Genomic DNA, 22,228 nt, shown 5'->3' with positions numbered 1-22,228 from the left:
CATTTAACTCATTTTTGCCCATGCTGAACACAAGAACTTTGTCATATGATGAAAATGTTTCTGGGTACTTAAATATTGCTTTAGCATAAGAACAATTGCCATCATCAAAAAGAAATCACAAAACTAATTTATTCATGTAACTCCTAATATTCTTTTAAAAATTACAAGTTTTGGAGTGTAGAGTTGGAAAGAAAGGTAGTATAAAAAAGTCCTTCGAAAAGGACTTCTTGTTCCTACCAATCCCAAGCTAAGTCTTTTTCCTTACCACACACACCTGATGCGTAATGCTTTTAAATTAGTAGTTTTTTATAGATGCCACCTGTTTTTGAACATGGCCAAAAGATTTTTAGACTTAGACTAAAGGTATTTTTTAAATTATTGAATCTATAATTGATTGCAAAAAAACATAACAATTTGAGTAATTATAATTTAAAAAAGTTGAGCAAATAAATTAGTTTAAACACAATAAATTATCTTAATTCTAAACAAATTAATTTCCTATTTTAGTATAATTTTTCAACCATTTTTCAGAATGAAGTTTTACAAGATTTAAAACACAAAAAACAAGTGTTTTTGTGTCATTTTTAATATTTCATTTATTTGCTTTTGATACAATTAAGGCGAGTTATACAATATAACAAAATATAACTTAAATTTATAATCTGGACTATTTTAAAAAAGGAAAAAATATATGCAAATTACAAAAAGACACAAAGTGTTGTTTTCATTAGTAGCAGCAAGCATTGTACCTTTTGCATTTGGTGCAATTTCTGCTAAATGTCAAAAGGAATCTATTGCGATTGGAACAAGTGGATATGCTGACCAAATGCAAAAATTAGCAAGTAAATCAATTACAGTTGGTGGCGCTTGAGCTGACGCAAGATTTTATGCTGGTAAATACCAAGATAATCTAGTAGCAGTGGGAGTTACAGATCCAATATCAAATGATGGTGTTCAAGCAAGACCTGGACTTAAAAAAGGTGATATTGAAGCAATTCAAGAATTATTAATTGATGCAATAACAAAATCATATGAAGAAGTAGCATCTAAAAATAAAGAAAAGAAAACTGATGAAGGTGATTTAACATACTACGACCAAAAAGACAAAAAAATTAAATCAATCTTCCAAATTTATAACCATGATGGGTATACAAAAGTTGGTTATAATGCAAGTATTCCTTATAACATTAAGGGCGAACAAAAGAAAGCTTATAAGGAAACTCCAACTGGAGAAAGTGAATATCTAAAATATGATTCATCTAAGAAACAATTTACTACAATTGGAAATAAAGATCTAAAAATTCAATTCATTCCTTCTTCAGATGCTTCACTTGTAACAAAAGCTACTGAAAAGCTACAAAAATACTTAGCAACAAAAGGTGCGACAAAAGTTAAAATTTCAGTATCAAATGAATATAACTCTGCAGCATCAGCACTAAAATCACAATCAGTTGATATTGCTTTCTTACCAATTGATACTTGAGCTAAATTAGCTGGTGATTCTAGTTTTATTTTACAAGCTGGTAGAAATGTTCAAATTATTGACCCATATGAAAGCATATCAAACCCTTCAAAACCTAAGTTTACTGATGAAAAATTATTAGTTGAGGCACATAATAACTATAAGACATTCAATAAAGATAGTACAATAGGGAGCTTATACATAGATAAAAATAAATTACCTAGTGCGGCCACAACAGGTTACTCAGAAGAATTGAAAAAACATATTGAAAGTTTAAAAAATGGAAATGATCTTCCAAAAGTGGGATACTACCGGGCATACATATATGTAAATAAAGATACTGAAATTTACAAGTTAATAAGTAAAGCCTTAGAAGAACAAGGTTCAAACTGAAAATTAAACTGAGATGATGTTAAGAAACATGTTAAATATGGATACACATCAACTACTTCAGCTGCATCTTTCATCTATCCTGAACAATGATTTAAGAAACACTTTGATGGATTTAAATCATTTACCAAATAATATTGGAAAAAATTTATATGAAAAAAACCAAAAAATTAAACGAAACAAAGACACTAAAAAAAATAAACCAAGATTGAGATATTACTTGGTCTAATGTCTCAAAAGTTTATCCTAACGGAACAAAAGGTTTGAGTGATATCAATCTTACAATTAAGCAAGGTGAATTTGTTGCAATCATTGGACTATCTGGAGCAGGAAAAACAACATTAATTAAGACTGTAAATAAAATTAATGATATAACTTCTGGAAAATTAACTGTCGGTCCATATGATGTAGGTTCTTTGAAGTCAAAAAAATTACGTGAGTTTCGAACTAAAATTGGAATTATTTTTCAAAATTACAATTTAATTGAAAACATCAATGTTTTGCAAAATGTACTTTCAGCTAGATTGCCCCAAATGAATAAATTTAGAGCATTTTTTGGACTATATAGCAAAAAAGATATTAATTTAGCATATGAAAGTTTAGCTAAAGTTAATATTCTAGAAAATGCATATGATCTAGCAAGAGATTTAAGTGGTGGACAGATGCAACGTGTTGCCTTAGCTCGTACTCTTGCTCAAAAACCTAAAATTATCTTAGCTGATGAGCCTGTTGGAGCACTTGATCCAATTATGGCAAAGAGTGTTATGGATGGATTTCTAGTTGCAAATAAGACTGAAAAAATAACAATTTTGGCTAACTTACACCATGTAGACTTAGCGCTGCAATATGCAGATCGAATTATTGGAGTAAGAAAAGGAAAGATTGTGTTTGATGATTCATGAGATAAAGTTGATTTAGTTAAATTAAAAGAAATTTATGGTGAAAAACTTGAACAATTTGATGAAGAACAATTCAATGAAAACCGAAGAAAAAGAGAACTAATTCAACAAACAATAACATTAAAAAATAAGTAGTTAAAAGTTATGAGTTCAAAAGATACTAAAAAAAATAACTGTGAATTTAACTCAGAATCAAAAAAGGAATTTATAGTTCAAAAAATTTCCAATTATTTCAATCCGCAATTTATTGATATCAATAATCAAAAGGTAACAAAGAAATTTCCTTGACTAAAAATTTTTGGATGAGTTGCTTTTGTTATTATTATTGTTTTAATGATAACAACAATTAAACCTGATTTTCAAAATTGAAATGAGTTTTGAAAACAGATTGGATTCTTCTTTAGAACTAATCAAATTGCAGAAGTTGGCGCATCAGAATTTACTCCACTTGAAACATTTATCCGTGGTTTAGAATTCTTATGAACTACAATATCCTATTCAATCCTTGGTACAATTTTTGGAATTTTAATTTCAGTTCCACTCGCCTTATTAAGTTCTAAAAACTTTATTAAAAATAAATTTATATATATTCCTTTTAGAATCTTAATGTCAATTGTGAGAGCCGTTCCTCCTGTAGTATTTGCATTCATTTTCTTCTTTCTATTTACACCTTCATTAGCAGCTATGTTTTCAATCATGGTATTTGTATCATCATTGATGACTAAGTGATTATACGAAGATTTAGATACCTACGATATGAATTCATATCAAGGGACAATTGCAATTGGAAATACTAAGGCTTTGGCATTCAAAAGTTCAGTGTTACCATATTTAATGAAAAGAATTGTTTCTTATGGATTTTATTCATTTGAAATGGTTATAAGATTTGCTGCAATCTTATCAATCGTTGGAATTGGAACAATTGGACAACTACTATCTGATCAATATGCAACAGAAAATAATTTCTCTCATATGTCCATTGTGTTATGAACATTGGTAATTGCAATGATAGTTATTGAATCGCTTAATTTCTTAATTAAGAAATATATTCTAGAATATACTCACAAACATCCAAAAATAGATGATAGTTTGCCATATGAAAAGCAATTGGAACAACTAAAATCTCAAAAATCAAAAATGTATATTTTTAAGATTTTTATCATTATATTAATTGTTAGTTTACTAGTTGCTTCATTAACTCAAATTGAGTGAGGAATTGGTAATGAAATCAAAATTAGTCAGTTTAAAGAAGGAATAGGAAAATTATTTAATCCTGATTGATCATTGTTTCAAATCAATGATTGAGCTGGCACTAAAACTAGCGTTATTCCACTTGGAGTTGAGGCTTTTTTGGTTGCAATTGCTTCATCAATTATTGGCTTATTCTTTGCCTTAATCTTTGGAATTTTGGCTTCTAAGAATATTACAAAATGATTTGCATATCCATTTAAATTAATGATTATTGTTATTCGTGCAATTCCCGCATTTACATTTGCAGCCCTATTCCTAATTCTTTCAAAAGATTCAAAACTATTCGTTGGAGTTCTTTCGCTAGGGATTCATTCAATTGGTATGCTTGGTAAACTTGTTATGGAATCTGTTGAAAAAATTCCCAAAAAAACATTTGATGCATTGAATGCTGCTGGCGCAACTTGATTCCAAAAAATTAAATTTGTTGTATTTAAATCCATTATGCCACAAGCGCTATCTAATTTCTTATATCGTGTGGAAATTAACTTCAAAAGTACTGTTGTAATTGGAGCTGTGGGAGCTAGTGATTTTGGTTTTCAAATTAGTACTTATTCAAGTCAAACTTCAAACTGAGATAAACTTGCTTCTTATTTAATCTTTACAATTGTTATTCTTTTAATTCTTGAACAAATTTCAGACTTGGTACGTTCAAAATTAATGACTGGATATTTCTTTAATCAAGATGTATGATTTAAAAGATTAATGAATAAAAGAAAATTGACAAGAAGTTTAGCTCTTTCAATCATAAACAATGAAATTTTTAGAAGTGACATTCGCTATGCTAACTATATGTTAGCTAAACATCAATTTGATAAATTATTTGTATATAAATATAATTTAATTAATAACAAATTACCAGATAAGCAAACATTGATTCAATTAAGAAAAGAATATAAGAATTATTTAAAAGCATATTCGAATGAAATAATAAGAATCAGCAAAGAAACTAAACAATTATATAAAGAAGTTTATAGCCAAACAATGAATAATCAAAAGACTCTTAAAAATTGATTTAAAAAGAATCAAATAGCAAAAAAATCAGCTAACATTGCGATTGATAAGTATTTTGAAAGTTATGCTAAAAAAGGAAGTTACTTATGGACTTAAAAAATAAATTTAATAACTTTTGAAAATACATTAAAGAAGCAAAGAAAATAACACTATGTACGCACATTGAACCTGATGGTGATACTTTAGGCTCTGCTGTTGCACTCCAACATCTAATTTTGCTAAATGAAAAAGATAAGGAAGTAAGAATCTCAGGATCTGATTATCCACGTAATTTACTTTTTTTATTAGATAATAAACAAGGAAATCTTGTTGATGATGAATTTTTCAGTGAATCATTAAAAATAGTAGTTGATACTTCAACTAAAGAAAGAATTTATGACCAAAGAGTTATAACAAAGAAAGCCCTAAAAATTGATCATCATCCATTTGAAAATGAATGATTATTTGAAATTGGAGGTGACTTTTGACCAGCAACAGGACAATTAATTACTAAATTAGCTAAAGAATTAAAGCTTAAAGTAAATGAAAAAGTTCTAGAAGCATTAGGTGTGGCAATTCTTACTGATACTGAGTTTTTTAAGGAAAGAAATGTTAATTCCGAAACTTTTGAGTGCATGCAATATCTTTTAGATAACAATTTAAATTATTCTCAACTTATTAAGAAGATGCAATTAAATAACGATGAATTAGATTTCATATTTAATGCAATAAACAATAAAAAAGTAAAAGGTATTGTTTCATACTTAGTTGTAGATGAAGTTGTTTCGAATGATATTGTGCGTCCACTTGTTGCTAAATTTGTTGAATTATCAAATACAGAAGTCTCTTTGGCAATACTTAGAAGTATCAATAATGTTTACCGTTGTGAAATTAGATCAAAAACTAACTATAATGTCTCTAAAGTAGCAAATCATTTTTTAGGTGGAGGTCACTTTAATTCCTCTGGATTTATTATAGAAAATCTCTCTAATTTAAATGAGATTTTAGATTACATTAACAACTCTAAAATAAGCAATTAATTTTACAAACAAAAAACAAGCAACATTTCACATTAAAGTTGCTTGTTTTTCATTACATTTTGTTATTTTTTTCAGCCAATTTCTTTTTAATATACAACTCTTCAATGATTGCGTATTTGGTTTGTTTTGCTTGCTCAAATTTCTTTTCAAGATCAATTGGTTTTGTATCAATATCATTGACAATTAAAGAAAGAATATTATTTTTAAACTCAACAATTCCACTATCAATATAAAAAATCTTGTTTGTATTATTTTCTTCTTTAATAATGATTTGTGATGGTACTAAGGCCGCAATAAAAGGTAGTGCATCTTTCATAAGTCCAATTTGTCCTTCGGTTGTGCTAAATGTAACAATTGGACTTTTAGATTCATAGTACACACCATTTGGTGTACTTATAATTAAGTTTAGATTTCTATTATTCATATATTATTCTTCAAATTTGTATCCAAGTGCCTTAGCTTTTTCAATCACATCTTCAATTGTGCCAACATATAAGAATGCTTCTTCAGGTAGACTATCATATTTACCACTAAGAATTTCTTTAAATGATCTTATTGTGTCAGATAGTTTAATAAACTTACCTTTAATGCCACTAAATTTTTCAGCTACGAAGAAAGGTTGTGAGAGAAAACTTCTAATACGACGTGCTCTTGCAACAATTTTTTTATCTTCTTCAGATAATTCATGCATTCCAAGGATAGCAATGATATCTTGGAGTTCTTTGAAACGTTGTAATATATTTTGAACTTCTCTTGCTACATTATAATGTTCTAAACCTATGATATTAGGATCCATTACTCTTGAATTAGAACCTAAAGGATCAATGGCTGGATAAATACCTAAAGCCGCAATATCACGATCAAGCACTGTTTTTGCATCAAGGTGTGTAAATGTTGTAGCAGGCGCTGGGTCAGTCAAATCATCAGCGGGTACATAAACTGCTTGCACAGAAGTAATCGAACCTTTATTTGTTGAAGTAATTCTTTCTTGTAGTTGTCCCATTTCAACTGCTAAAGTAGGTTGATAACCAACAGCAGATGGCATTCTTCCTAAAAGTGCAGATACCTCAGAACCAGCTTGTGTAAATCTAAAGATGTTATCAATGAATAATAAAACATCTTGTCCCATTTGATCTCTGAAATATTCAGCCATTGTTAATGCTGTAAATGGTGCTCTCATTCTTGCGCCAGGAGGTTCATTCATTTGTCCAAAAACAAGTGCGGTTTTATTTAGAACACCACTTGCTTTCATTTCATGATATAAATCATTTCCCTCACGTGTTCTTTCACCAACTCCAGCAAAAACAGATAAGCCACCATGTTGCTTGGCAATATTATTAATTAATTCTTGAATTAAAACTGTTTTACCTACCCCAGCACCGCCAAACAATCCAATTTTTCCACCTTTGATATATGGAATTAGTAAATCAATAACTTTAATTCCTGTTTCAAAGATTTCAAGAGTTGATTTTTGATCTTCAAATCCAGGTGCACTACGATGAATTGGCATTCTGTTTTTAAATTCACCTTCCATCATATCAATAGGCTCACCTAAAACATTAAACATTCTTGAAAGAATTTCTTCGCCTACTGGTGCAGAAATTGGTTTTCCTAGATCTAAAACTTTTAGCCCTCTTCTTAAACCTATTGTTAGACTCATCGCAATGGTTCTAACCGTATCATTCCCAATGTGTTGTGCAACTTCTAGAATTTGATTATTAGCTGGGTTTTTTTCATCAATAATTTGCAAAGCATTAAGCATCTTAGGTGACTTACCTTCTTTAAAACGCACATCAATAACAGCACCCATAATCTGAGTAATAACACCATAATTTAATTCAATTTTTTCTTTGTTATCTTTAATTTTCTTTTCTTCAGTTTTCTTTGCCATTTTATTCTCCTTAAGAATTTGAACCGTTAACAATTTCAGTTAATTCTTGTGTTATTTTTGATTGACGTGAGCTATTGTATTGATTTTTTAATTCATCAATAAGATCTTCAGCATTATCAGATGCTTGTTCCATTGCTGTTCTTCTTTGACTTGTTTCGGATAATTTTGAATTAATTAATGCATTATATATTGAAGCTTCAAAGAAAATTTTGAATGAATTAATTAAAATAGTTTCAGGATTTGGTTCAAAAATAATTTCCTTATAAACTTCATCATTTAGATTTTGCTGATCTTCATATTCAGAAATCTTTTCCTTTGAGATTGGAAAAATCTCTTGTACGATTGGATCTGATTTTAAGGGGTTATCATACTTAGTATAAATTAGTTTAACTGAATTAATTAATGAGATTTCTAAAACATCATATATTTTGTTTGAGACCACTTGAGCAATATTATAGTTTGGATTATCTCCGATTTGAATTAAGGTTTGAATAATATGATATTTTTTGTTTTTTTCAATTAAACTAAGTAATTTGCTTCCAATTACAATTAGAATATCATCAGCTTTAACTGTTTCAATAACTTTTTTGTAGACTTCAGAATTAAATGAACCACATAACCCTAGATCACTACCAAAAACAATGAATAAATTACGTTTTACTTTAAAGTTTCATGCGTGAGCATTAAGTAATTTATCAATATCCTGATTTGTATTTTTGATTAAATCAATAAATATTCTTTCAACGTTTTGAAAATAAGCTTCAATGTTTTTGATTATGTTTTTGTTTTTAGCAAATTTTGCAGCAGCAACAAGTTCCATTGCCTTTGTGATTTTTTTTGTTGAATTAATTGAATTAATTCGTTGTTTTATTTTTTGGAGACTCTTCATGGTAACTCAGGTATTGGACTATAGTTACTTGCTACATACATAGGAATTGTTTTAATGAATAAATCATTGAATAAAATAATTTGATCATATATTTCTTCAATTAATTCATTACTTCAATCAGATGCTTCATAGATTTTACGCAATATTTTAGTTGCGTCAGTATTCGTTGCAAAATGTGTTAGAAGTTCTTTTGAGTATTTAGTAATTAAATTCTTTGGAATAACATTAATTAAACGATACTTAGCACAGAATAAAATAATAATTTGCTGTACTGCTGAATAAGGTGAAAATTGAGGTTGTTTTAGTAATTCATAAACTTTTGAACCATGATCTAGAATTGTTCTTGTATTTTGATCCAAATCAGATCCAAATTGTGAAAATGCTTGCATTTCATTGTATTGAGCTAATTCTAATTTCAAACTAGAAACAATTTTTTTAGTCATCTTTGTTTGTGCTGCTGAACCTACCCGGCTCACTGAATAACCAACATCAATTGCAGGTCTTTGCCCTGAATTAAATAGTGATTCTTTGGTAAAAATTTGACCATCAGTAATTGAAATTACATTTGTAGGAATATAAGCTGAAATATCTTCAGCTTGGGTTTCAATGATAGGAAGTGCTGTAACCGAACCTCCACCATAATCAACATCTAATTTAGCTGATCTCTCAAGAAGTTGAGAGTGTAAATAGAAAACATCTCCAGGATATGCTTCTCTTCCAGGGGGTCTTCTTAATAAAAGTGATAAAGTACGATATGCAACAGCATGTTTTGATAAGTCATCGTATACGATTAAAACATTCTTACCTTTAGACATTCATTCCTCAGCTATTGTAACACCTGTATATGGGGCAATATATTGAAGGGGAGCACTATCTGAAGCTGAAGTAGCAACGACAACTGTATACTTTAGTGCATTATTTTTTGCTAATTGATCAACAATCTGAGTAATCGTTGAATTCTTTTGCCCGATTGCAACATAAATACAATAAACATCCTTGTTTTTCTGGTTTAGAATTGTATCAATTGCAATCGCTGTTTTCCCAGTTTGACGATCTCCGATGATTAATTCACGTTGACCCTTTCCAATTGGAATTAAAGCGTCAATTGCTAATATTCCAGTATGAAGAGGTTCTGAAACTTCTTTTCTAGTCATAACTCCAGGAGCTATTTTAAAAATTGGACGGCTAATTTCAGCATCAATCTTCCCTTTTCCATCAATTGGTTTTGCTAAACCATTAACCACTCTTCCTAGAAGATTATCGCCAACTTTTACAGAAATAACTTCATGTGTTCTTTTAACTGATGAGTTTTCAACGATATTTCTATCATCACCCATAACAACAATTCCAACTAATTCTTCTTCAAGATTTAGTGCCATTCCAACAATGCCACATTCAAAAATTACTAATTCGCCGTATTCAATGTTGTTTAGTCCGCTAACTAAAGCAATACCATCACCAACAGTGATAACACGACCTACTTCATCATAGGTAAATGTTTCATTAAAATTTTTAATCTGATCTTTAATAATTGCGGATAAATCACTTGGTTTTATAGCCATAATTATTCCTTTCTTATCATTTTTTTATCTTTTTTATTTTTTATACTAATGATTTAATTTTGTTCAATTTACCTAGTATTGAATTATCAATTAGAAACTCATCAACTTTGATTTTGATACCTCCAATTAGGTTTTCATCAATAATATTAGTTAGTATTATTTTTGATTTAAATCTATTTGATAATTTCATTTGTAATTTAGTAATTTCTTTTTCTTTTAGATACTTAGTAGAATACACATAGCCATATTTAATATTTAACTTGTCATTTGACAGTTCGATAAAATTATGAAGAATAATATCAAGATATTTAACCATATGTTTCTTTGCTGATAGTTTGATCGTATTAATTATGTATGGATGATATGAAGAAAAAGCATTATCAATCATCTCGTATTTTTTTTCATTTGGTAAATCAAATGAATTTAATATCTTTAAATATTCTTTATTTTGTTTGATAATTTTTAAAATATCTGCACAGTCATTACTTAATTGACTTAATAATTCATCAGATTCTCTTGCCAAATCAAAGAGAGCAAACGTTCAATTGTTTATAATTTCATTTAATTCAGTCATATTTTAAAATTAAGTTTTATCTATTACTTCATTAATTAATTTAATATTGTCGCTATCTTTAATTTCACGTCCAATAATTTTTTTTGCAATTTCAACTGCATTTTCCATAACAATCTTCTTTTGCTCTTTATCAAATTGCGATCTTCTTTTTGAAATTAAAATTTCAGCCTGTTCAAGCATCATTTCAACTTTTTTCTTTGCTGATTCTGCACCAGTGTTTACAATTCTTTCACTTTCAGCTCTAGCATTTTCAATGATTGTTTTTGCTTGGTTTGTTGCTTCAATGATCTTAAGATCACGTTCTTCTTGAATTTTTAGAGCTTCATCCTTAGCTTTTATTGAAGCATCAATATTCTCTTGAATAAATTTTTGACGTTCTTTAACCATTTTTTTTAGTGGTTTATACACTAAAAAAGTAATAATTGCCGTCACAACCATTAAAACAATAAGTGAGAAAACAAATAGAGTTCAATTAAACGAAAGACCACTAAATGTTTTACTTAGTTCTTCATCAATATTTGTCCCTCTATGTGCATTCAACTTTACAACCATATTAAAATTTATATTCATAATTAGCTTCTTTACTAATTTCTAATTTTATTTTTATTAATCTTTTGACTAAACAAAAATTAATAATAAAGCAACAACTAAACAATAAATTGAGGCTGTTTCAACAATTGCTAGACCTAAAATTAATAAGGTACGAACTTTTGATAGTGCTTCAGGGTTTCTTCCAACTGCTTCACAGGCCTTAGCAACAGCAATACCTTGTCCCAAAGAAACAACACCAGATCCACAAATAGCAAGTCCGGCTCCTAACATTGTTAGTCCATAAGCAAATGGATAATTACCATCTTTTAATCCTGCTTTAGTGTCACTAAAACTTAGTATTGTGTCAGAAATTTTATCTAATTTATCAATCATGATACTCTCCTATCCTATTTCTAATTTTATCCTATTGCCATCGCATTCTCTTCTTGCTTCTTGGCAATGATCTCTTTTTTTCAATCTTTAATTTTTTTCTTATGTTTCTCTTTAATGTCAACTTCTGCTGCCTGACTTCAATATGACATTGTTAGAACAACAAATACAAACGCTTGAATCATTCCAGCAAAAATATCAAAGTACAAATTAAATGCAGGGATAACTAAAATTCCAAATGGATTAAATGTTGTTGCTGCTGAATTTGGCGTTACTCCAATAATTTTTGCTCATATATTGTTAAGAAAAATAGTTGTTAATGAAGCTAGCACAACCCCACCAATAATATTTCCATATAAACGAAATGTAAGTGAAATAATTGGCGAATAGTTTGAAGCAAATTCAAGGGGGTTAAGTAATTTAATAATATATTTAAACTTATTGTATGCAATCCCAATACCAGCTGTGCCCAATCAAGTAACAACTGTAGCAGCTAAAACTGCAGATAAACTGGTTCCAATTGGCGCTAATCCGATAACTGAAAGTAAGTTTCCAAAGAAAATAAAAGCAAAAAGTGATATTAAATATGGATTTGCCCTATCAAACTTAGATTCATGGGTTTCGCTAAAGAAATTATCTCCACCAATGACAATGCTTTCAACTAATATGATTGCACCGCTAGGTGCTTTGTTTATCTTCTGTCTTTTAATTGCAATAAAGATTAAAACTGATAAAACAAGAATTAAAAACATTAAAACAATTAATGAAAATATTTGATTAGCATTAATTTCTGATGCTCCAAATCAATGAAGATTTATTAGCTTGTCCATCTATTCTCCTTTCTTTTTATTTTTAGTTTTGATTAAAGCAATGAAACCTCAAATTATTATGTATCCTGATAGAAGTAAATAAGGAGAAGTCATTGCTATTGTATTAAATGGAAAAAAAGCTATATTTGAACTAACATGATAATTTTTAGTATACAAATAATTAATTCAAATAAATAAAGTAAATAAACCAATATTTAAAATCAAACTTAAAAAAGAAATTAGAAATGCAATAAAGAAAAAAAATCCAGATTTCCTTTTTAGCTTTTTTTCTACATTTATTTTATTGGTTTTTGTACTATTTAATAATTTCAAGATTAGTTTAAGGCTTAATAAAAAAAATAGAAAGCTAACCATACCTATAGTATAACCAGCTAGCAATGAATAATTTGTAAATGCAATAGCTGAAAATATCAATAATAAACTGATATTTAATGTTGCATAGGTAACTCAAAATCTTTTTCCATCTAATATAATCATGCTCAAGTGGTTATTATAATTAAAATATTTAATTAAAATAACCTGTAAATATTTTAATACTTAAATTTTCTTAAAACTAAATATTGCATCAAACTAAAAGAAAAAATAATTTAGCACTTAATTAATTAGAGTGCTAAAATTATGTTATAATCTTTTTAGATTAAGCTATTATACAAAAGGAGATTAGATTATGCATGCATCATGGGTTCCAGCAGAAGATAAAGAAATTAAAGATCCTTTAAATCAATTTGGAAGAAATCTAACCCAATTAGCACTAGAGCGCAAATTGGAATTAGTTATCAATCGTGATGAAGAAATTAGATCACTAGTAAGAATTCTTTCACGCAAAACAAAAAATAATCCTGTACTTGTCGGTGAACCTGGAGTAGGTAAAACTGCAATTGTTGAAGGTCTAGCACAAAAAATCATTGAGAATCAAGTTCCTGAGAATCTAAAAAATAAGAAAGTATATGAATTAAATATATCATCAATCATTGCCGGTACATCTTATAGGGGGCAATTTGAAGAACGAATTCAATCAATCCTTAAAAAGATTGAGGAAGCAAATGGTGATATTATCTTATTCATTGATGAGATTCATATGATTGTAGGAGCAGGTCAAAGTGGTGAGAGTACAATCGATGTTGCCAACATGCTAAAACCAATGATGGCTCGTGGTCAACTGCATTTAATTGGTGCAACAACACTTGATGAATATCGTAAACACATTGAAAAAGATTCAGCTCTAGAAAGAAGAATGCAAAAGGTCTATATCAATGAACCATCTGTTGAAGATACAATTACAATCCTTAGAGGTATAAAAGAGCGTTATGAAACATTTCATGAAGTAAAAATCAAAGATGAGGCTTTAGTTGCAGCAGCAAATTTATCAGCAAGATATATCTCAGATCGTTTTTTACCAGATAAGGCTATTGATCTAATTGATGAGGCAGCCTCAAATATCAAAACTGAAATGAAATATATACCTGAACCAATTGAAAAATTAAATTATGAGATTGCAAAACTCGAAATTGAAAAAGCTGCAATTGAAAATTCAGTTGATAAAAAAATATCTAATAACGAAGAAAGAATTGCAATCATTAAAGAAACACTAAATCATCTTAAAGAAGAGCATACAAGACTAATAAATCAATGAAATCATGAAAAAGAACTAATCGCAAAACTCTCAAGTAATAAAGATAACATTGATGATCTAAGAAGACAGCTACCAATTTTGCAATCTGAAGGTAAATATCTTGAAGCTTCAAAAATTATGTATGTTTTAATTCCTCAACTTGAAGAATCAAAGAAGATAATCGAAAATAAATTAAGTGGTCTTGAAAATCGATTAATTAAAGAAACTATTGATGAAGAAGAAGTAGCTAATATTGTAAGCAAATGAACAAAAATTCCAGTAACAAAACTTCTTGAAAGTCAAAAAACAAAACTTTTAAATCTAGCTGCAAACTTACAAAAACGTATTAAAGGTCAACCTGAAGCAATCAAACTTGTTTCTGAAGCTATTAAAAGAAGTAAAGCAAACATCAATGATCCAAATCGTCCAATTGGTTCATTCCTATTTCTAGGGCCTACAGGAGTTGGTAAAACTGAACTAGCTAAAGTCCTAGCTTCGAATTTATTTGATGATGAAAACCATATTATTAGACTTGATATGTCTGAGTATATGGAAAAACATTCCACTTCAAAATTAATAGGTTCACCTCCGGGATATATTGGATATGAAGATAATGGTGGGCATTTAAGTGAAAAAGTAAAACAGAATCCTTATTCAATTATTCTTTTTGATGAAATTGAAAAAGCACATATTGATGTCTTAAATATATTACTTCAAATATTAGATGATGGTATTCTTTCTGATAACAAAGGTAGAAAAATAAACTTTAAAAACACAATCATTATTATGACTTCAAACATTGCTTCTGAAGAAATAATCAATCGCATGCCAACTAAAGAAGAACTAAATGCAATCTTACTAAAGAAATTTAAACCTGAGTTTATCAATCGGATTGATGAAATTATTCCTTTTGATTACTTAGGATTGAATAACATTAAAGAAATAGTTAAATTAGAATTAGATAAATTAGATAAAAGAATGAAAGAAAACACCAAGATTAATTTAGTTTATGACGATGAAGTTGCACAATTCATTGCAACAAGAGCTTACAATCCTGCTTTTGGAGCTAGAAACATAAAAAGATATATTCAAAATAACATTGAAAACAAGATTGCTGATCTAATCTTAAGCAATAAAATTAAAGAAGATTTAGCAATTGGAATTTCAGTTGATAATAATGATTTAAGTGTGGAACTTCTTCAAGGCAATTAAAATAAAAATCAAAAAAAGACAAGTTTTAACCTTGTCTTTTTTATTTGGTACATCCTGTGGGGATCGAACCCACGACCCAGGGATTAAGAGTCCCTTGCTCTACCGGCTGAGCTAAGGATGCTTAAAATCGAACAAAATAATTATAAAGCATTTTTAAGTATTAAAGACCAAAAAAAATTATTTATATGTTAACATTTAAATAAATTTATTTACTCTTTTCTTTTTAATTGATTAAAAGATATGAAATCAATGAGAGTAATAATGTGTTTTCTTTATTTTGAACTAAGAAAAAAACAAAGATAAAAGGATGTTATTGAGATGTTAGATGTGTGTGGTATTAGTAAAATATTTCCAGATAAAAAGTTATTTTCAAATATAAATATTAAATTTTTTCCTGGCAATGTTTATGGAATAATTGGTGCCAATGGTGTTGGTAAATCAACTTTTTTAAAGATTTTAAGTGGCGAAGTTGAAGCATCAGAAGGTCAAATTATTAAAAGTAAGAATGCGCGGATGAGTGTTTTATCCCAAAATCAAGATGAATTTAATGATTATAATGTTACTGATGTTGTTATTATGGGTAATAAAGAACTATATGATATCAATATTGAAAAAAATAAAATTTATGAAAATCCAGATGCAACAATGGAAGATTATGAAAGAGCTAGCCATCTTGAAGAAAAATTCGGTGAAATGGGTGGGTGGAATGCTGAAAATGATGCCCAAACGCTGCTTTCTAATCTTGGTATTGAACCAAGTAAATGATATATGCAAATGTCAGAATTAAAGGCAAATGAAAAAGTTAAGGTTTTACTTGCGAAAGCTTTATTTGGCAATCCTGATATTTTAATTATGGACGAACCAACTAACAGATTGGATTTAAAAACAATTAAATGACTTGAAAATTTCTTGATGGATTATCCAAATATTGTTATCGTTGTAAGTCACGATAGTGATTTTTTAGATGCAATTTGTACTCATATTATTGATATTGATTATTCAGAAGCTAAGCTATTTATTGGTAATTATTCATTTTGAAAACAATCAAGTCAATTACTTATTGAAATGCAACAAAAAACAAATCTAAGAAAAGAAGAGCAAGCTCAAAAACTAAAAGAATTTATTGCTCGCTTTTCTGCTAATGCATCTAAATCTAAACAAGCAACAAGTCGTAAAAAACTTCTTGAAAAAATTGTTATTGATGAAATTAAGCCTTCATCAAGAAAGTACCCTTACATTAAATTTGATTTAAATCGTATTCCTGGGAAACAAATTCTAAATGTAAGAGACCTAACTTACGTTAATGAAAATAATGATACTTTATTTGAAAATGTTTCTTTTAGTTTGAAACCAGGAGACAAAATGGTAATCATCGGAAATGATGACATTGCTAAAACTAGATTCCTTGAAATTCTAATCGGAAAAAGAAAACCTACTTCAGGAAGTGTTGAATGGGGAATTACAATTACTCCAAATTATTTTCCATCAAATAATCAAGAATATTTCAATGAGTCCCAATCAATCATTGATTGAATTAGCAAATGACCTCTAAACAATAGCACTCAAGAAACAAAGGATAATAGTGATGCAAGAATGCGAGCTTTTTTAGGAAGAATGCTATTTTCAAATGATAGTGTATTTAAAAATGTTCAAGTTACTAGTGGGGGCGAAAAGGTTAGATTGATGATGTCAAAATTAATGCTTGAAGAAAGTAACTTTTTAATCTTTGATCAACCTCTTGATCACCTTGATTCTGAATCAATTGATAGCCTAATTGATGCACTCAAATCATACAAAGGTTCTACTATCTTTACAACATATAACCGCGCGATGATTAAAGAATGTGCAAACGTAATTCTTGAAATCAAAGAAAAAGAAAGCTTTTTATTCTATGGAAGTCTTGAAGAATATGAAGAAGCAATGGGATATTAATTACTAACTAAAAATTAAATTTTACTTGCTAAACAATAGACCAATTTTAAGTTTTTTGGTCTATTTTTCTTTATTTTTTTGACATCATAAAAAATCTTAAAAACAAGTTTTTATAAAGTTATAAAATAAAGATGAGATGAGTAATTATAGTTATAAAAATTGGCAATGTAAATTAATTTAAGGTTTAGATGATTTAATCTCATTTGATTAAAAAAATTAATGAAATAGGATAAAAAATAAGGTTAGATTATGCAATTATTAAAATTGATGAATTCATTATCAGCATCCATTTTGCCACTTACTGCAAATAGTGTAGCTGTTGAAAAGGTAGAAAATTTATCTAATGATGAAGCAAAAGTTTTAGATTTAGTTAAGGATTTTATATCTGAAGAAAAGGATTTAATTAAAAATATCGGTGACAAATTTGATGAAAAACTTTCAGCAAAAAAGAATATTCAAAATTTAATTGGAAATAAGGATAAAGAAATTTTTAAAAAATTTGTTGATAGTATGCAAAAGAAAGGAATGATAAGTCAAGACCAACATAAAAATTTATATAATAGCAATGAAGCACAAACAAAGTTTAATAAAGAATTACATTCACTATTAGTTAAATCATTGAAGGAAATAAAAACAGTAAAAACTAATACTAATAAGGAAGCAAAAAGTTATTATAAGAGAATAGTAACTGATATTAAAAATAAATTTGCAGTAAATGATGATGGTGTTGAATCATCAAAGAATGTGGAAAATAAAATATTAGATTTTAAAAATTTATTAGACAAAATAAAAAGTTCTGTATTGGATAAGATGAAATTAGCAGATAGATTACTTACTGCTTCTACAGTGATTACAGGTATATCAATTGTGACCGGTGCTACTGCAGCAGCTTTATATGCAACAGCTGCGGTAACTTTTGGAGCAACAGCTGTTCCTGCAAGTTTATTAAGTATTGCAACTGGAATTTTAGGTGTAGTTGCTTCTACATTAAAAGTGGCACATTATCATGTGGTTAATTCAATTCAGTCATTTGAGGAAATTAATAATATTTTATCTGAATATAAATCAACGACAGTTGGCAAAATGGCTAAAACATTAATTTCTTCATGCTTTTCATTTACGAAATTAAAATATGATATTGTTGATTTTAACCGTGCCTTAGACCCTGGAACTATATCTAAAATTTCTAGTTATATTCGACCTGTAATCTCAACTGTTGAAGTTATAAAAGACATAAAGGAATTAAATAAATTTCGAGAAAGAAATATTGAAATTCAAAATAAAGCTATTGAATTAGCTGACATAATATCGCATCTTAAAAACGTAAAATGAGTTGTGGTAAATGAAACTATTCTTGATAAACCTTATAATGAAGGAGGTGTAGGTGGAGTTAATACACACTTCAAAAATCAAGAAACAGGTGAAATAAAAACATTAGAAGAATTATTGAAATTAAGTGATTTTGAGTTAAGTGCAAATGGACTTGTAAGAGTTAGAGATTCAAAGAAAGGTGAATATCTTAGAACATTTCCTAACAAAATAAAATGGGATAACTTAGGATAAACTTAGGACAATTAGTATATGTCAGATCCATTTTTCATTATTGTTATAAGTATTTTTGTACCAATACTTATAGTTGGTATTGTTTTAATCCATTCTATTCCTTATGTTCATGCTAAAAAAACAAGTAACATCTATAACATTAAAATTGAATCCAAGAAAGCTGTGTTATCACAATCAATAAGATTACCAAAAGAGACATTTAATAATTTTTATATATTTATTAAAAGAGAGAAAATTTATCTTAGTCTTCTATTTGTTCTTATTTTATTTCTATTCTTATTAAATCTAATTATGACCTTAGAACCTTATTTTATCTTTTGAAAAAATGATAGGAAAGCAATAAAATGAAGTTTTGATTGAATTTCAATACCTATATTTATTTTTGTAATTGGTTATCCATTATTTTGGTTTATAAAAGAACTTGTTAAGATAAATAAAACTAAAAAAATAATTGATGATTGAGTAATACAAAATGAGAAACTTCCTCAATGAAATAAACAAATCGAAAAGCCCTTAGATTATGATAAATTTAAGAACATAATATTGTATGAAGATTTCGAATTAAAAATTCCTGTTTTTAAGAATTCTAAAACACACTTTTATATAAATAAGATTTTCAATTCAAAAAAACCTTTTATAAAAGATAACAAAATAGATATTCCAAAATTACTGTATTTCTTGTTATTTGATTATGATTCAGGAATACAAATTAATAATGTTACTTACTCAAAAGAATATTTCTTATATTTTATAGGAGAGTTTTTGAACAATGATTTCAGCAGACAATAAACTTTTTAACCCACTAGCAACGACATTTTCTTTTTTAAATCTCTTTTTATTAATTGCTTTTTATATATTTCTTCTTATGTCTCATTATCAAATAAAAAGAATATGAATAAAAGAAAAATCCTCAAATTTCTTTTTATCTAAAAATATTAAAATAGACAACACATTCTTTGATACATTTAATAATAAACTTAAAAAATTAATTCCCCCTTTTATTGTTTTTATAGTGATTTCAATTCCTTTATTTTCCATATTACTTTCATTTATAACAAGATTTCATATTGATATTTTAAAAGCTAAGGTTACTTATTTTATTTATCTATGATGAGCTGCTCTAGGTTTTGCAATTGCGGTATTCTCTATTAGTTTATTTTTTATAAAAAAGATGAATAAAGTAAAAAAAGAATTTAATCAATGGAAAATCAAAAATAGTAAATTAGATGGTCTTTTGTTTGAAAATATTCAAATGAAAGAAAACATTGACCTACTAAATAAGTTTAAGTTTTCAGATAACTTAGATTTATATATAATTGTAAGAAAAAGAGATTATTATTTAACTCAAAAATATAAGATTAAAAATGATAATTGAAAAGAATACTTTTATAAGTATGATGATAAGAAATTAAGTGAAGAATTTTATTATTTTCTAATCTTTAATTATGATGATGTTGCTATTGATATGGAATCATATACACTTGAAGATTACTCATATGTTTACCAAAATCGCAACTACATATTTAATAGATAAATTCTTAATACCTAAATAAAATAACAAAAAAACCTTAAACTAAATTTAACAAGAAACTACTAGTTTTCTTGTTTTTTATTCTCTTTTTTAATCTAACTAACAAAAGCAATGTTAGATATATAGATATTAGTATAGAATTAGCAAACCAAATCATAGATTAATCTATAAACTTCTTTATATTAAAAATGAAGTGTAAAAAATAGGTATGTTAAAGTCTCTAGTCAATTAGAGACTTTTTGATTTCTCATTTTAAAAAGTCTCAAATTAAAAGAAGGGAGATTTTATATGAGTAATATTTTAAAAACATCAAATTTTAAATACAAAGCTGAGTTTAAAAAACTCATGATGATTTCTTCTTTTGAGTTAAATATGAGAAAAAAATTTACGATAAGTTAACACCAAATGCAATTAAGATTTTGCTTAAGTGCAAATTAAAAATTGGCGAAGCAATGTTTAATTTATTGTCTAAAAGAAAAGTGAGTTTCGAACTTCTTGCGATTAGTAAAGAACTAGGGGCAAGAATTAAATTTGTTCCATTGCTGGAACTAGAAAAATTAGGTTTTAAAAGATCAACCCTAACTGAAACAGTTAAATACTTATCGTCTTTAGGTTACCTTGAACATGATCTAAAAGGAAACATTAAAATTACAAATAAAGTTTGATGTGAACGTGGCGAAAAATTTATTAATTTAAATTCTACTTTAAGATGAAAACTTCTGCTAACTGACGTTTCGCTTGTTACTTTATGAAACACTCAAAATTTCCTTTTATTTCAAAAAAAACTTATAAATAAGAAAAATAAAAAGTTTTTAAAGTTTACTACTAACCCTAAAAAACTCAATGCTGGTTTTACAATAATAAACACAAACAAAACATTGTGACTTCAAGAGTTAAATTCAAAATGTCTTAAGTTTTTAAAAGGTAATAAAAATACCATTTTAAAATGTTTTAAGATGCTAACTAAAATTTATAAGATTTATTTCTTATACAAAAAAAGCAAAAATAAGACTAACTTTACATCAAGATATTTAATTTTAAAAAAACCTTTTGTAATTTAAAAAAAATTAAATTACTTTTTAGTTATATAGAAGTTTGCATTTTTTAAAAAATTGATGCAACATAATAGAAATTCATTATTTTTACTTGCTAAATTGATAACCATAAAAAGAATATATAAATATATTCTTAATAGTAAAGACAATACTCAAGATTTTTTCAAGATTTTTTAAAGAGATAAATTAGATAAGGAATTAATTAGATATGCTGAATACTTCAAATAATAAAATTTTAGGTAAAAATAAATGAGTATATAAAAAATAATCTTGTTTGTTTCATTCGAATTTGCAAACTATAAAACTAAAAAAAGACCTAATGAAGAAACTGGGCATATACATAACTTTAAGTTTTATAAAGAAGGTATTTTTATAGATTATATAAGTCGTCCAAGTGCTGTATATGTTCAAGATATAGATGATGATCGAAATTCATTAATAAACCAAATGGAAATAAAAAAAATGAATTTTGTTGAGTTTATAAATTCACGAACATTATCTAAACAACAAATAACTAAAGAATTAAAAGATTTAGAAAATAAAAGTGGATTACATTTACTTTTTAATAAAGAACCTAAGGATATAGATCTAGAAATTGCTAAAAAGCAATTTGAAAAAATTAAT

The 22,228-nt window shown here is 27.5% G+C and carries 17 protein-coding genes, 1 tRNA gene and 2 pseudogenes; 11 read left to right on the top strand and 9 right to left on the bottom strand.

What is annotated here, in order from left to right:
- Positions 1 to 691: 691 nt before the first annotated feature.
- Genes BCF89_RS08490 through BCF89_RS08480 form a run of 4 tightly spaced genes read left to right on the top strand, consistent with a single transcriptional unit; the run spans position 692 to position 6,032 of the window.
- Complete coding sequence (locus BCF89_RS08490) at positions 692 to 1,987, top strand: type 2 periplasmic-binding domain-containing protein (RefSeq protein ID WP_111518791.1); 1,296 nt, start codon at positions 692 to 694, stop codon at positions 1,985 to 1,987.
- Positions 1,988 to 2,004: 17 nt separating this feature from the next.
- Positions 2,005 to 2,886 (top strand): phosphonate ABC transporter ATP-binding protein, encoded by an 882-nt coding sequence (gene phnC, locus BCF89_RS02805; RefSeq protein ID WP_111518790.1) that lies wholly within the window; start codon positions 2,005 to 2,007, stop codon positions 2,884 to 2,886.
- Positions 2,887 to 2,895: 9 nt separating this feature from the next.
- The gene (locus tag BCF89_RS08485; RefSeq protein ID WP_111518789.1) at positions 2,896 to 5,109 is read left to right on the top strand and encodes a PhnE/PtxC family ABC transporter permease; all 2,214 of its coding nucleotides are present in this window, start codon (positions 2,896 to 2,898) and stop codon (positions 5,107 to 5,109) included.
- A complete protein-coding gene (locus BCF89_RS08480; protein ID WP_111518788.1) occupies positions 5,100 to 6,032 on the top strand; it encodes a DHH family phosphoesterase in 933 nt (310 codons plus the stop codon). The genes BCF89_RS08485 and BCF89_RS08480 overlap by 10 nt, the downstream gene beginning before the upstream one ends.
- Before the next feature lie 52 nt (positions 6,033 to 6,084).
- On the opposite strand, the gene BCF89_RS02790 is transcribed toward BCF89_RS08480, so the two are convergent.
- The 8 genes from BCF89_RS02790 to BCF89_RS08475 all read right to left on the bottom strand — a co-directional run bounded on the left by BCF89_RS02790 (position 6,085) and on the right by BCF89_RS08475 (position 12,699).
- Positions 6,085 to 6,456, bottom strand: a complete 372-nt coding sequence (locus BCF89_RS02790) for a F0F1 ATP synthase subunit epsilon (protein WP_111518787.1) — start codon at positions 6,454 to 6,456, stop codon at positions 6,085 to 6,087.
- A 3-nt stretch (positions 6,457 to 6,459) separates the two neighbouring features.
- Positions 6,460 to 7,923: a F0F1 ATP synthase subunit beta gene (gene atpD / locus BCF89_RS02785; RefSeq protein ID WP_111518786.1), complete on the bottom strand. Its 1,464-nt coding sequence runs from the start codon at positions 7,921 to 7,923 to the stop codon at positions 6,460 to 6,462.
- Between the two features lie 10 nt (positions 7,924 to 7,933).
- On the bottom strand, positions 7,934 to 8,812 hold the full coding sequence (gene atpG / locus BCF89_RS02780; protein ID WP_111518784.1) for an ATP synthase F1 subunit gamma: 879 nt from the start codon (positions 8,810 to 8,812) through the stop codon (positions 7,934 to 7,936).
- Positions 8,791 to 10,374 carry a F0F1 ATP synthase subunit alpha gene (gene atpA / locus BCF89_RS02775; RefSeq protein WP_111518782.1) on the bottom strand — a complete coding sequence of 528 codons (1,584 nt, stop codon included), beginning with the start codon at positions 10,372 to 10,374 and terminating at the stop codon, positions 8,791 to 8,793. The genes atpG and atpA overlap by 22 nt, the downstream gene beginning before the upstream one ends.
- Positions 10,375 to 10,414: 40 nt before the next feature.
- A complete protein-coding gene (locus tag BCF89_RS02770) occupies positions 10,415 to 10,948 on the bottom strand; it encodes a F0F1 ATP synthase subunit delta (protein ID WP_111518780.1) in 534 nt (177 codons plus the stop codon).
- Positions 10,949 to 10,957: 9 nt separating this feature from the next.
- Positions 10,958 to 11,500 (bottom strand): F0F1 ATP synthase subunit B, encoded by a 543-nt coding sequence (locus BCF89_RS02765; protein ID WP_277870058.1) that lies wholly within the window; start codon positions 11,498 to 11,500, stop codon positions 10,958 to 10,960.
- Positions 11,501 to 11,566: 66 nt separating this feature from the next.
- Entirely contained in the window at positions 11,567 to 11,872 is a 306-nt protein-coding gene (gene atpE, locus BCF89_RS02760) for an ATP synthase F0 subunit C (RefSeq protein WP_211305421.1), read from the bottom strand.
- Between the two features lie 26 nt (positions 11,873 to 11,898).
- Positions 11,899 to 12,699: a F0F1 ATP synthase subunit A gene (locus tag BCF89_RS08475; protein ID WP_111518776.1), complete on the bottom strand. Its 801-nt coding sequence runs from the start codon at positions 12,697 to 12,699 to the stop codon at positions 11,899 to 11,901.
- Positions 12,700 to 13,366: 667 nt separating this feature from the next.
- Here BCF89_RS08475 and BCF89_RS08470 point away from each other — a divergent pair.
- Entirely contained in the window at positions 13,367 to 15,523 is a 2,157-nt protein-coding gene (locus BCF89_RS08470) for an ATP-dependent Clp protease ATP-binding subunit (RefSeq protein ID WP_111518772.1), read from the top strand.
- A gap of 45 nt (positions 15,524 to 15,568) precedes the next feature.
- On the opposite strand, the gene BCF89_RS02740 is transcribed toward BCF89_RS08470, so the two are convergent.
- Positions 15,569 to 15,644 (bottom strand) — tRNA-Lys (locus BCF89_RS02740).
- Positions 15,645 to 15,841: 197 nt separating this feature from the next.
- Between BCF89_RS02740 and BCF89_RS08465 the strand changes: the two genes are divergently transcribed.
- The 6 genes and pseudogenes from BCF89_RS08465 to BCF89_RS02710 form a co-directional block, all read left to right on the top strand.
- Positions 15,842 to 17,455, top strand: a complete 1,614-nt coding sequence (locus BCF89_RS08465) for an ABC-F family ATP-binding cassette domain-containing protein (protein WP_111518770.1) — start codon at positions 15,842 to 15,844, stop codon at positions 17,453 to 17,455.
- A 249-nt stretch (positions 17,456 to 17,704) separates the two neighbouring features.
- Positions 17,705 to 19,018, top strand: coding sequence for a hypothetical protein (locus BCF89_RS02730; protein ID WP_111518768.1), 1,314 nt, complete (start codon positions 17,705 to 17,707; stop codon positions 19,016 to 19,018).
- 18 nt (positions 19,019 to 19,036) lie between these two features.
- Positions 19,037 to 19,807 carry a hypothetical protein gene (locus BCF89_RS08460; RefSeq protein ID WP_111518766.1) on the top strand — a complete coding sequence of 257 codons (771 nt, stop codon included), beginning with the start codon at positions 19,037 to 19,039 and terminating at the stop codon, positions 19,805 to 19,807.
- The gene (locus tag BCF89_RS08455) at positions 19,788 to 20,552 is read left to right on the top strand and encodes an MAG0920 family protein (protein ID WP_111518764.1); all 765 of its coding nucleotides are present in this window, start codon (positions 19,788 to 19,790) and stop codon (positions 20,550 to 20,552) included. Before BCF89_RS08460 ends, BCF89_RS08455 begins: the two co-directional genes overlap by 20 nt.
- A gap of 377 nt (positions 20,553 to 20,929) precedes the next feature.
- Positions 20,930 to 21,610 (top strand): annotated as a pseudogene (locus BCF89_RS08450) (MAGa4850 family ICE element protein); the annotation flags it as partial.
- A gap of 264 nt (positions 21,611 to 21,874) precedes the next feature.
- Positions 21,875 to 22,228: pseudogene (locus tag BCF89_RS02710) on the top strand (hypothetical protein); the annotation flags it as partial.

It is taken from the genome of Metamycoplasma auris (assembly GCF_003253435.1).
GTDB classification, from domain to species: Bacteria; Bacillota_I; Bacilli_A; order Mycoplasmatales; family Metamycoplasmataceae; genus Metamycoplasma; species Metamycoplasma auris.
This window is presented reverse-complemented; position numbering and strand designations above follow the sequence as displayed.